At 67.9% G+C, this 12,945-nt stretch carries 7 protein-coding genes; 6 read left to right on the plus strand and 1 reads right to left on the minus strand.

Going from position 1 to position 12,945, the window contains the following annotated elements; all coding sequences use genetic code 11:
- Window positions 1–8: 8 nt before the first annotated feature.
- From AOK09_RS16695 to AOK09_RS16720, 6 genes are all read left to right on the plus strand, one after another.
- Window positions 9–2,966: a Z1 domain-containing protein gene (locus AOK09_RS16695; protein ID WP_055588001.1), complete on the plus strand. Its 2,958-nt coding sequence runs from the start codon at window positions 9–11 to the stop codon at window positions 2,964–2,966.
- 122 nt (window positions 2,967–3,088) lie between these two features.
- Window positions 3,089–4,048, plus strand: a complete 960-nt coding sequence (locus AOK09_RS16700; RefSeq protein WP_322973187.1) for a DNA cytosine methyltransferase — start codon at window positions 3,089–3,091, stop codon at window positions 4,046–4,048.
- A gap of 414 nt (window positions 4,049–4,462) precedes the next feature.
- The gene (locus AOK09_RS16705) at window positions 4,463–5,740 is read left to right on the plus strand and encodes a DNA cytosine methyltransferase (protein WP_055588002.1); all 1,278 of its coding nucleotides are present in this window, start codon (window positions 4,463–4,465) and stop codon (window positions 5,738–5,740) included.
- Between the two features lie 767 nt (window positions 5,741–6,507).
- Window positions 6,508–8,628 (plus strand): helix-turn-helix transcriptional regulator, encoded by a 2,121-nt coding sequence (locus tag AOK09_RS16710; RefSeq protein ID WP_055588003.1) that lies wholly within the window; start codon window positions 6,508–6,510, stop codon window positions 8,626–8,628.
- Window positions 8,625–9,608: a hypothetical protein gene (locus AOK09_RS16715; RefSeq protein ID WP_055588004.1), complete on the plus strand. Its 984-nt coding sequence runs from the start codon at window positions 8,625–8,627 to the stop codon at window positions 9,606–9,608. Before AOK09_RS16710 ends, AOK09_RS16715 begins: the two co-directional genes overlap by 4 nt.
- A gap of 50 nt (window positions 9,609–9,658) precedes the next feature.
- On the plus strand, window positions 9,659–10,516 hold the full coding sequence (locus AOK09_RS16720) for a DUF6339 family protein (protein WP_245687323.1): 858 nt from the start codon (window positions 9,659–9,661) through the stop codon (window positions 10,514–10,516).
- Window positions 10,517–10,887: 371 nt separating this feature from the next.
- Here the strand turns inward: AOK09_RS16720 and acs are convergent, their stop codons facing one another.
- Window positions 10,888–12,843 carry an acetate--CoA ligase gene (gene acs, locus AOK09_RS16725; RefSeq protein WP_055588006.1) on the minus strand — a complete coding sequence of 652 codons (1,956 nt, stop codon included), beginning with the start codon at window positions 12,841–12,843 and terminating at the stop codon, window positions 10,888–10,890.
- Window positions 12,844–12,945: the final 102 nt, after the last annotated feature.

Here is a 12,945-nt window from a genome sequence, read left to right on the forward strand (position 1 = left end):
GGACTCCCATGATCGACGACTCCGTCCGCTTGGCTCTGCACCGGGACGCACTGGCCGGAATGGTCGGCTCACGCCCCAAGCAGTTGCAGCGAGCCCTGGACTTCTACGGAGAGGAACTCGACACACCAGTCGAGCTCCCGGCCACGGATTTCCACGATGTCCTGCTCACTGTGCGGCCCGGCGACCAACTTCTCGAGCTGTGGCGCAAGCAGCTCACCGAGTGGGATTTCGCCGCTGCTCCGAGCTGGACCGAAACCTCAGCCCGAACCGACGAACGTCGCGCAACAGTCTTGAAGTTGCTCGGTCTGGACGACGACACCAGCAAGGTGATCAACGACCTGATTCCGGTGGCCAAGGAAGCCGGTCCGGTGGTGATCCGCGAGAGGCATCGGGACTGGTACACGCCGCAGTATCTGACCGGCCGGGAGTGGTACTGGCCGCGCTATGCCGGGCTGCTCGCGGCCAAGGGCTGGAGCGAAGCGGCAGTGGCAGCGCTCAACGAGGCATCCGACCGCGTGGTGGAAATGCTCGCCGACCCGTCCGACGAGGCCGCCTACCAGTCCAAGGGCCTGGTCGTCGGCTACGTCCAGTCCGGCAAGACGGCCAACTTCACCGGAGTCATCGCCAAGGCCGTGGACGCCGGTTACCGGCTTGTCATTGTTCTCGGCGGCACGCTGAACCTGCTGCGCGCTCAGACCCAGCGTCGACTGGACATGGAACTGGTCGGTCGGGAGAACATATTGCGCGGCGCCCCGGATCACGAGTCCGACTACGCCGACGACCCCGCCTGGGCCCAGGGCAAGTTCCTGGCTCACGGAGCCCTGCCGTCCACCCGGGGCCGGTTCGACATCGTTCGAATGACCACCCGCGACAACGACTACAAGAGCCTGCTCCAGGGCATCGTCGCGCTTGAATTCGAGAAGCAGGAGCCAGCGCTCCCGCTGTACCACGAGCGCAACCTGCACCGCAGTTCCGCCCGGCTCATGGTCGTCAAGAAGAACAAGACCGTGCTGGCCAAGCTGGTCAAGGACCTCAACAAGATCAAGACGCCGCTCGGTGAGATCCCGGTTCTGATCATTGATGACGAGTCCGACGAGGCATCGGTCAACACCAGCAACCTCAGCAAGCCCGACGCCGAACGTACCGCCATCAACGAGAAGATCTCCGAGCTGTTGCGGATACTGCCCCGCGCTCAGTACGTCGGGTACACGGCCACGCCCTTCGCCAACGTCTTCATCGATCCGAGCGACACCGAGGACATCTTTCCGAAGGATTTCCTCATTTCGTTGCCCCGTCCGGTCGGATACATGGGTGTCCAGGACTTCCACGACCTCGACTCCGACCTGTCGCCCGAGGAACGCACCTTTGCGAACTCCAACGAAAGGGCGCATGTCCGGGACATCGTCCTGAACGGCGACGGTGACAGCAGTTGCCTGCGGCAGGCCATGGACATGTTCGTGCTGACCGCTGCGGTGAAGCTGTACCGCGAGGCGAACGGCCTGGGCGACCGGTACTTCCAGCACCACACCATGCTCGTCCACGAGTCGGTGCGCACTGCGGACCACCGGGAACTCCTCGCCCTGATGAACCGTCTTTGGTACGACAGCGGCTACACCGGTCCCGCCGGACACGCGCGTCTCCGAGACCTCTTCGACACCGACGTTGCCCCGGTCTCGCGCGTCCGTGCGGAGGGCCAGGCAGTGCCGGAGAGCTTCGACGACCTGATTCCCTTCATCGGCGCTGCCAGCATGCGCATCGGCGGTGACGACAAGCCCATTATCGTTGTCAACGGGGACAAGGACATCGAGACCGGCGAGGCCGACTTCGACAAGCGATCGATCTGGAAGATCCTCGTCGGCGGCCAGAAACTCGCCCGCGGTTTCACGGTTGAGGGGCTGACCGTCACCTACTACCGGCGTCGAGCCGGCAATGCCTCCACGCTCATGCAGATGGGACGCTGGTTCGGTTTCCGCCCCGGCTACCGAGACCTCGTGCGTCTTTACGTCGGTCGCGAGGAGACCATGGGAACCAAGGAGGTCGACCTCTACCAGGCATTCGAGGCCATCTGCCGCGACGAGGAGGCATTCCGCGCCCAGCTCGAGCAGTACGCCCGCCCCGTCGACGGAGAGGCCCAGATCACCCCGGCCCAGATCCCGCCGCTCGTCTCGCAGCACCTGCCGTGGCTGAAGCCGACCAGCCCCAACAAGATGTTCAACGCACGCCTGGTCGAGATCCGCACTCCGGGGCAGTGGGAGGAGCCCACCGCCTACCCGAGCAAGCCGGCAGCACTCAAGCGCAACTACGAGTTGTGGAAGCCGATCCTTGATCGGCTCTCGGACGAGAGGACGGCCTTCACGCACACGCTGACGCGGGAGAACGGTCAGGAGGCCGCGTTTCGTTTCCCCGGGCGGACCGCCCTCGTCGGACACGACGACGTCATGGACGTGCTGCGTGCTGTCCAGTGGGGCTCGGATCACCAGTTCGCCCCGCATCGGACGTACCTGGAGGAGATCGGTCGCTCCCCGGCGCAGGTGGACGACTGGTTGGTGGTCGCCCCGCAGCATGTGGGTGCCGGTAAGACATTGCAGCTGGGTGACCAAGCACGTTCGTTCTCGTGGTTCTCTCGGGAACGGCGCCGCGGACCACTGTTCGGCGCGATCAGCGAGCCCAGGCACCGACCGGCGCTGCTCCGCGTCGCCGGGGCCTTGCCCTCCTGTGGCGAGGCCGTGACTGACAGCCTTGCAACGGGGCGGCGGGGGGTGTTGGCTCTCTTCCCCGTGGTCGAAGGGAAGGCCGTGACGGACGTCATGGCCAAGGATGCGCTCGACACCGGAAATCTCGTGATTGCTTTTGCGTTTGTCGCACCGAGTACGGCGCGGGGGGGCGACAACAGGGTGGTGCGCTTCACCAGCGTGGATTCGTCGCGAGAAGGCGCGGCGATCATCGCGCATCGGGACGCACAGTGATCCCGTGAACGCTGCCGCAAGGCGTGTCCTCGTGCGGCTCTACCCTTCTCTACGGACATGGTGGTGGCACGCAGCTGCGTGCCACCACCATCCGCGCACACAGGAACAGGAGTGGGGGCCGGGTGGGGATCCGCAGATTCACCTCGCTGGAGATCTGTTCCGGCGCGGGTGCCCAAGCCCTGGGCTTGGAGCGCGCCGGCTTCGATCCGGTCATGCTGATCGACAACAAGGAGCACGCCTGCAGGACGGTCCGGCTGAACAGGCCCCGCTGGGACGTGCGCTGCAGTGACGTGCTCGACTTCGACCCCGCCGAGCACCCTCGGACCTACGATGTCGACCTGCTCAGCGGTGGCCTGCCGCGAGTCAAGTCGGCTGCCGCTGTCCGTCGCTCGGAGGACCGGGCCGAGCGTGAGCTCCTCAAAGCCGCGATCTGGCTGCTGACCGCTGTCAGACCCAAGGCGCTGCTGCTCGAGAACGTGCCCGAGCTCGTCGGCAACGACAACTTCGCCGACGATCGGTCCTGGATCGAGGACGAGTTGGTTCACGCCGGTTACCGGCCCTTCTGGAAGGTGCTCAATGCGGCCGACTTCGGCGTGCCCCAGAACCGTCGGAGCGGATTCCTGGTCGCGCTGGCCGAGCCCCACCACCTCTCGTTCGCCTGGCCCGAGCCCAGCGGTCTGCCCGCCCCCACCGTCGGCGCGACCCTCGGGCCTTCGATGGCGGCTCATGGCTGGCCCGGGGCGCAGCGCTGGGCCGAGCAAGCCGACCGCCCCGCCCCGGCCCTGGTCGGCGGATCCGACCGCCGCGGCGGCGCGGACCTGGGCCCCAGCGGCACCAAGCGGGTATGGGCCGGCCTCGGCGTCAACGGCAACAGTCTTAGCGACGACTTCCCTGCTCGGGACTTCCCGGTCGACGGCCGGCCGCGGCTCAATGTCCGCCAAGCGGCCATGATCCAATCCATCCCGGAGGACTGGGCCGTTTTCGGCGGCAAGACCTCCGCGTACCGCCAGATCGGTCACGCCATGCCGCCCCCGCTCGCCACCGCGGTGGGGCAGGCCATTGGGGCGGCTCTGTGCCGGTAGCCCGTCTCCGGGTGCTGAAGTCAGGCGTCCCGCGGTGTCCGAGGCGCTGATGGGCAGCGGTCGGCTGGGACACCTGTGCCGCCGTGCCGAGAGATGGGTGCGCGGCGACTACCGGGATTGTGTGCTGCTCACGGCTGGACTCGGGCGTAGAGCGAGATCTCCGGCAGGGGCAACGTCAGTCGCTGCCGGGTTTGGGTGCGTGGCAGGTGGATGACGAGGTTCCGGCCGCGTGGCTGCGCCCTGCTGTCGACAGTGGAGACCTCGGGTGGATCCGGTGTCGGGTGCTTGCTCATCTGACCAGCGCAGATGAATCGGAGCATACGGCAGGGGAAGGCCGGCTACCATGGGCTGTCCCCGCATACGGGGACAGCCCTGCCATGCATCGTCGCCCGCTCCGCCCGCTAGGACCTACGAGTGTCGCACCCTCACAAGATCGTCGATCTCTTCGCCGGCCCTGGCGGATTCGATATCGCCGCCCACAACCTGGGGCTGCACGATGTCCTCGGTGTCGAGAACGACGAGAACGCGTGTGCGACGCGTGAGGCAGCTGGTCTGCGCACGCTCCCGACGGATGTTCGCGATCTTCACCCACGCGCCCTTCCCGAGGGATTCGAGTGGTTCAACGATGCGACCGTCCTGATGGGCGGACCGCCCTGCCAAACCTTCAGCGTTGCCGGCAACGGGCACGGTCGCGCTGCGCTGGACGAGGTCCGGAAGTTCGCCCATCGCTACGCCAAGGCCACGACGGTCCAGGATTTCGGGCGGATCCAACGAGAGCTGACTCAACTCGGCGAACCGCGGACAGGTCTGGTGCTGGAACCGCTGCGGTGGGTGCTCGAAGCAGCCCTGGTGGGGAAGCCGTACAAGGTGGTACTGCTGGAGCAGGTGCCGACCGTCCTGCCGGTCTGGGAGGAGTTCGCGGCCATCCTGGAGGGCAAGGGCTATCAGGTGATGAAGCCCGAGGTGCTGTGCACCGAGGAGTACGGTGTGCCGCAGACCCGGAAGCGCGCGATCTTCTACGCCCGCTGGGACGGGGTCATGAGCCCCGACAGCAAGAGCAAGTTGCCGCCTCCGAGGAAGACGCACGAGAAATACCAGCAGTGGCAGCGCCCGGAGAAGCGTGGCGTGCGGCCTGCGGAGATCTTCGAGGTGCAGGGTCGGGACGAGCTGAAGCCGGTCGTCACCATGGCAAAGGCGCTTGATCGCAAGGACTGCTTCCGGGTGAGGTCCAACTACGGCACGGGCGGCGTTTCCACCAATCGCGGATACCGGGACCGGAACCAGCCTTCCGCCGCGGTCACGGGGAAGGCGTCCCGAGCCAAACTGGAGTGGGAGGGAAGGCAGTTGGGCGAGTTCACTCTGCACGAACTCGGCCGGCTCCAGACTTTCCCCGCCGATTACCCGTGGCGTCGGGTGCGGACGGTGGACAAGGAGACGAAGCGTACGGTCGTCGAGACGCCCGAACACAAGGGTGTTCGCAGCGTGATATCGCAGCAGATCGGCAACGCCGTTCCGCCCCTGTTCGGCATGCACCTTCTGGCGGCTGCCCTGGAACTCGGTGACGAGCTGAAGAAGCGTGGGGAGCAACCGCTGACCTGGCCCAAGTCTGCTGCCTCCACTGTTGTGAAGGAGTCGCACGGCAAGGAGTTCGTCCCTACGAGAATGGCCCCCCCTTTGGCGGAGAATTCCTGAGTATTCCGCAGGCGTTCAGAAAGTGGAGTTCCCTGAGGCGACCGACCAGCAACTGCCTGGTCGTGACCGTCTGCTTCCCTGGTCTCCGCCTCGGCGCACAAGTGGGTCGTCCGAGTATCAGGGACGCCCGCCGCAGCGCGGACTGCAACGAATTGCGCAGGCGCTCCGGTTCGCCTCGGACGCGATGCCGTCGAGGCTGCCGGAGTCGCCGGCGTCGATGTGGATTCGGAAGCCGGCCATGTCTCCCTGACGTGCAGGCGCCTGCAGGGACATAGCCAGGTAGCCACTGTCCAGGCTCGACTCGTTGATCAACGGTTGAGCGAGTGTGCACGGCAAAGTACCTGGGAGAGACCAGGGAAGGTGGCTGCGGGGACTCTCCCCGGCCGTCCCTGGGGTCGTCGAGCCGTTCCCAGTCGGCGGGCAGCTCCTCGTCGGACATGTGGCTGTCGCGCGACACCCCAAAGTCTCCCTGATCCCAAGTGATGCCCTCATTGGATTGCACTCTGGCGGAGCCGGCCGTGGGCGCCGGCGGTTCTCCCGCAGCAGGAAATGATCGACATTGATCGCATCTGTACATTATGGCGGGTTTGGGAATCGTTGGTGGGTTGTGTCGGGTTTTCTCAGGGGGAGGGCGAGATGGTTCCAGGTTTATCGACTTGAGTGCTGGCGCACCGTCCGATGCTTTGGTGAAAGTAGAAGTGTCGCTTCATGATCAGTGATAAATTGCCTGGTCAGAAGCGGATAGGTGAGGGGAAGGGGAGTCGATCATGGAATCGGGCGAGGAGTTCGGGCCCTGGCTCGGACGGCAGCTCCGACGGCGAAACATGACTCAGGCGGAGCTCGCGGCGGAGGTCAAGGTGACGCGCGCCGCCGTCTCGGCATGGATCACTGGCAGAGCTCAACCTCGTCCTGAGACCGTTCGGCAGATCGCCGAGGCTCTCAGCACCGACCTCGGCACCGTCTACGCCCGCACCACCGACGCCGTCCCGGCCCATGCGGTGCAGTGGTACCACCGTCCTGCGCACAGTGACGGCGGGCGTGAGTTCGGTAACGCGGCCGCCTTCGCCTTCGAAGCCGACCTCAGAGTCCTTGCACGCGAGGCGACGCAGAACTCACTCGACGAGCGTCACGACCCGACCCAACCGGTCCGTGTGCGCTACACACTGCACGAACTCACCGGCGAGCACCGTCGTGCGTTCCTCCAGGCCATGCAGTGGGAGTCGCTCAAATCCCACTACGCTGCCGCAGCCGCCTCCGACCAAAAGGTCGGCCGCGCTCTCGTCGAAGGGCTACGAGAGTTGGAGGACTCGGAGACACTGCTCCTGCTCCGCGTCGACGACTACAACGCAAACGGTCTCACCGGCCCCGAGTACGACGACGGCCGCTTTGCTGCTGTCGTCCGGCGCCAACTCGACAGCCACAAAGTGGACAACAGGCGGGCCGGTGGATCCTACGGTCTCGGCAAGGCGACTCTTTGGGCGACCAGCCGTCTCGGCCTCGTCCTCATCAACAGCACCCTGTCCGTGCCGCATGAGGGACGCACCGAGCGTCGGCTGATCGGCCGCCTCGACCTTCCCTGGAGAGAAGTGGACGGGGAGGCATATGCAGGGCCTGCCTGGCTGGGGGAGCCTGACGCGGCGCGCGGATACGAGGGCGTCTCACGCTCCTGGTGGGGTATCCAGGAGGAGACCACCGCGCTCCACCTCGAGCGGGAGAGCGACGACCCCGGTACCTCCTTCCTCGTTGTCGCAGTCCACGATGCGGCTGCAGTCGCTGCCGGGGACGACGGGCTGCACGCCATGCACGAGAAACTCGTTGACTCCTTGGCCGACGACTTCTGGGCCGCCATGACGGACACCGCATCCGTGCCGCCGCTGCTGAAGGCGTCCGTGCGGACCCTGCGAAACGGCACAGAACTCATCCCCGAGACCCCCGTCAGCCCCGACCAGCGCAAACCCGCGCTTGCCCGTGCTCTGCGCGCCTACCTGGCCGGAGAGACCGTCGATGTCCTCGGCGTGCGGACCGACGTTGCTCTACGCACGGTCACCCTGAACGTGCCACCGTTGCGCGCGGAGGGGAAGGCAGTTGGCAACACCGCTCACGAGGCCGTCCTCCTCGTCACCCCCGCCGATGACCAGGACCGGACGCACAGCGAGATCGTGTGCATGCGCGGCAACCGCATGAAGATCACCACGCAACGCCCGCGCGATCTCGGGTTCGGTGTGGAGCCCTTCCAGGCGGTCCTGCTCGCGGGCTTCGCCACCGCCCGCGACGGGGAGGACGTTTCCCGTGCCGAGGCGTTCCTGCGAGCCTCGGAACCGCCGGAGCACAACCGATGGGAATGGACCGAGGAGCTGTCCGTCGCCTATGCGCGCGGGGCCAAGCGCCGCCTTGATGAGTTCCGCGCCTCGACGGCCGACGCGCTGCGCGCGGTCGTCGGCAACCGGGCTGTTCCCTCCGCCGGCATCGCAACGGAACTCCTGCGGGAGCGCCTGCGTTTCACCCAGTCTCCTGTCGCGGGCCGACAGGGAACGCGCCGCAGCCGCGGCTACCCGGTCGTCGACGACGTCGACGGCGAGGTTGACTCCACCGGCGCCTGGGTCCTACGGGTTCGCGTAGCCGTTCCCCCGAGCGAGGATGCATGGCGACTGTCACCGGTGCCGCGCCTCGGCGGCGGCAGGACGGGCGCGGGGGCGGCCGTCCGCTGGGCGGATCTCACCGTCACCGAGAACTGCTCCTTCGACGGTGACGTCCTCGTCATAGCCCCTGGTGTGCGCTACGCCGCGTTCACCGGGATCACGGACCCCGACACCCACCCAGTGGACACGGGCATGGCCAACATCGGCGTCGACGTGCACAAGGCCGAGGAAGGTGCGAAGCGCGCATGAACCGGACCATCTACCCGTATCCCGTGTTGCGAGGCCGGACCGATGTCGAGGTCACCCGCGTCCGACTCGACGGTGTGGAGCTGGAGTTCGCCGGGATCGGGATCTCCCAGCGAACCGTGGCTCTCGCCGTGGCGGGACGTGACGAGTGGCAGGAAGCCGCGATCGAGATCCGCGCCGAACTGCCGGAGACGGAAATTGCGGACGGCCCCTGGTCGGAACTCGTCTGCGTGGCCGTACTGGAGGAGGCCGCCACCAACGTCAGAACTGTGCACCGTCTCACCAAGGACCGCGGCAGCGGCACCTGGCAGGGAACCGTGCGCATGGCCCGCTCCCGCCACCACAGCAGGGCCGGCCTGCGAGTCCAGGTCGTTGCCACCGTTGGTGGCATTCCCGGACGCCGGATCGGCGGAAGCGAGTCCGACTGGGTCCTCGACCTCCACGCGAAGGCTCCTCAACGGGAACAGGAGTCCCCCGCCGTCGTCGAGGTCGACTTCCGTGACGGCCCGCACTCCTGGCTGCGCCCGATGAAGGACGCTCCCTGGTTCGTCGACACCGCCGGCGGCGACATGCCCGTCGTGTACCTGAACCAGGCCGTAGAGGGGCTCACGACCTTGCTCTCGGGCAAGGGAGGCCCGGCAGCCAAGGCCACGGCCGCGCTCGCCGGCGCCAAGATCGAGAGTGACGTCTGGGAGGCCATGTTTCACGCAGCCGTCGGAGACGTCGAGGCCGACGAGGAGGGGCGCCCTCGGATGCCCACCGGCTGGCGGGAGTCGGTTCTGCAGACCATGCTCCCCGATGTCCTGCCGGGCCTCTCCCCGTCCGACGCGATCGTCGAGTTCAGCGCCCGCCGGGAGGAAGGCTACGGCTGGGCAGAGCTCCAGTCCCGCGTCCAGTACGCAGCCGCCCTGCGCGCGCAACTGCCCAAGCAGCTCGCGAACGCGATGCGCGCCACTGTTCGTCCCGAGGGAGAAGACCGCTGAACGCCGACCACGGCGCTGTCGCCACCGTCGACCGCCTCGCCCTGCTGCCCGTGGGGGTGGCAACCCGCCACCTCAATCGCGCCATCCTGTCCGGTACCGAGCATCCCCCGCAGGTTGCCCTGCTGCGGGCGGCCCAGCCCATCGCCGATCCGTCGCCCCGCTGGGACACCGGGCCAGTACGCGTCCTGCTGGACCAGGCCATGGCCCGCTACGCCACCGATCGTGCGGCCGCCGACGCCTGGCTCGCTCCGCGCCTGCACGCCACCCTGCGACTCACCCGCGGCGAGGCAGCAGACAAGGGCTTGTGGGCCTACCTCGCTCTCGTCGTCGCACCGGACTACGTGCTGTGGCGCCACATTCCGACCGGGACTGACGAGTCACGAAGGGCCGCGGTCGTCCAGGCGGCTCGCTTCGCCGGCGCGAACTCCGTACAAGCATTCGCCCGCCTGTGGTGGGCGGCGGAGATGTTCCGTGACGGCGCCGACTACAGGCCCGTTGAGGTGGCGTGCAGCAACCAGGACGTCCTCAATACGGCCCTGCGACTCGACATAATGGAGCACCGCCCCACGGCGATGGCCGTGCTCCGTGTCCTGCAACAACTCACCGCCGGTGGCGCCCCCCGCCCGGGAGACCAGGTCAACTCGCTGTGTCGGGCCATCGGCATCGCGGGCAGCACACTCATGTACGAGACCCTCGGGCCGGACCAACTCCCCGACGAACGTGAGCTGCTGCTCTGGATCGACGAAGCAGACAGTGCCCCTCCGGCCCCTTGGGAACGACTCCCGGACGGACCCGACGACGGCGAGGTGCCCGCAGCTTCGGTGGCAGCACTTACTCGTCTCTTCGAGAACATCAACGAGCACCTCGGACAGCTGCGTGACCGGCGCGGGGTTGCGACCGGAGTCTGACAGGGCGACGTCGCCGCCCTGCATCGGCCGGGGCGGAAGCTTCGGCGGCGTCACCGGACGCCGTCCGTCCTTGAGGGGCATCGGCTCCGACTGGAGGATGCGGTGATCTCCTGCTGGGACGGTCTGCGCAGGGTGTGGCGATCCAGGCAGGGGTAGCCGAGGGGCCCAAGTTCTGCCGGAGCCACCCGGTGGGAGAGGACGGCTCAGCGGGTCTGCCGCATCCGGCAGACCCGCTGAGCAGAGGTGTCGTACGAGGCGGCCGGCCCGCCGCCGGAGATCGCCGGTCCGGTGGGCAGGCCGGCCGAGGGACGGTCCCGTGTGCCGGACCGCTCCGTGGTGCCGGGCGGGGCGGGAGGGTTGCTGGGGCTGGGTCAGTCCTCGGCCGGGGCTGCCGGGAGGCGGCTCTGGATGAGGTCCATGACGGTGGAGTCGGTCAGTGTGGTGACGTCACCCAGCTGACGGTTCTCGGCGACGTCCCGCAGCAGCCGGCGCATGATCTTGCCGGAGCGGGTCTTCGGCAGCTCCGCGACCGGCAGGATCCGCTTGGGCTTGGCGATCGGCCCGAGCGTGGTGCCGACGTGGTCGCGCAGTTCGCCGACCAGGTTGTCGTGCTCCGTCGCCGTGCTGCGCAGGATGACGAAGGCGACGATCGCCTGCCCGGTGGTCTCGTCGGCGGCGCCGACGACGGCCGCCTCGGCGACCGCCGGGTGGGAGACCAGCGCCGACTCCACCTCGGTGGTGGAGATGTTGTGCCCCGAGACCAGCATCACGTCGTCGACCCGGCCCAGCAGCCAGATGTCGCCGTCGTCGTCCTTCTTGGCGCCGTCCCCGGCGAAGTAGCGGCCCTCGAAGCGGGACCAGTAGGTGTCGATGTACCGCTGGTCGTCGCCCCAGATGGTGCGCAGCATGGACGGCCACGGCTCGGTCAGCACCAGGTAGCCGCCACCGCCGTCGGGTACCTCGTTGGCCTCGTCGTCGACGACCGTGGCGCCGATGCCGGGCAGTGGGCGTTGTGCCGAGCCGGGCTTGGCCGTGGTGACGCCGGGCAGCGGCGAGATCATCATCGCGCCGGTCTCGGTCTGCCACCAGGTGTCCACGATCGGGCAGCGGCCGGCACCGATGTGCTCGCGGTACCAGACCCAGGCCTCGGGGTTGATCGGCTCGCCGACGGAGCCCAGGATGCGCAGGCTGGACAGGTCGAACGCGGCGGGGATGTCGTCGCCCCACTTCATGAAGGTGCGGATGGCGGTCGGCGCGGTGTAGAGGATGGTGACGCCGTACTTCTGCACGATCTCCCAGAAGCGGCCCTGGTGCGGGGTGTCCGGCGTGCCCTCGTACATCACCTGGGTGGCGCCGTTGGCCAGCGGCCCGTAGACGATGTACGAGTGCCCGGTGACCCAGCCGACGTCGGCCGTGCACCAGTAGACGTCGCTCTCCGGCTTGAGGTCGAAGACCGCGTGGTGGGTGTACGCGACCTGGGTGAGGTAGCCGCCGGAGGTGTGCAGGATGCCCTTCGGCTTGCCCGTCGTCCCCGAGGTGTAGAGGATGAAGAGCGGGTGCTCCGCCCCGAACGCCTCGGGGGTGTGCTCGGCCGGCTGACGCCCGACCAGGTCGTGCCACCACACGTCCCGGGAGTCGTTCCAGGCCACTTCCTGCCCGGTACGGCGCACCACCAGCACATGCTCGACGCCGCCGGCTTTCGCGACCGCGTTGTCCACGGCGGGCTTGAGCGCGGACGGCTTGCCGCGCCGGTAGCCGCCGTCCGCGGTGATCACCAGCTTGGCGTCGGCGTCCTGGATCCGGGCCGCCAGCGCGTCCGCCGAGAACCCGCCGAAGACGACCGAGTGCGCGGCGCCGATCCGGGCACAGGCCAGCATCGCGATCGCGGCCTCCGGGATCATCGGCAGATAGACGGCGACCCGGTCGCCCTTGCCGACGCCCAGCTCCAGCAGGGCGTTGGCGGCCCGGGAGACCTCGTCCTTCAGCTCCGCATAGGTGATCGCGCGGCTGTCGCCGGGCTCGCCCTCGAAGTGGATGGCCACGCGGTCCCCGTGCCCGGCCTCCACATGCCGGTCCACGCAGTTGTACGCGACGTTCAGCTCCCCGTCCTGGAACCACTTGGCGAACGGGGGGTTCGACCAGTCCAGCGTCTCGGCGGGCTCCTTCGCCCAGGCCAGCCGGCGGGCCTGCGCGGCCCAGAATCCGAGCCTGTCAGCCCCGGCCTGGTCGTAGGCCTCCGCGGTGACATTGGCGTGTGCGGCCAGGTCGGCGGGCGGCGCGAACCTGCGCTCTTCCCTCAGCAGGTTCGCCAGGCTCTCGTTACTCATCAGGACTCCGTCATGGTCGGGTCGAATGGTCGGCGGTCGGGTCATCGAGCGGTCGGGTCATCAGGCCGTCGGGCCCTCGGACGGTCCCGCGGTCCCGCGGTC

The organism is Peterkaempfera griseoplana, assembly GCF_001418575.1.
Lineage (GTDB): Bacteria > Actinomycetota > Actinomycetes > Streptomycetales > Streptomycetaceae > Peterkaempfera > Peterkaempfera griseoplana.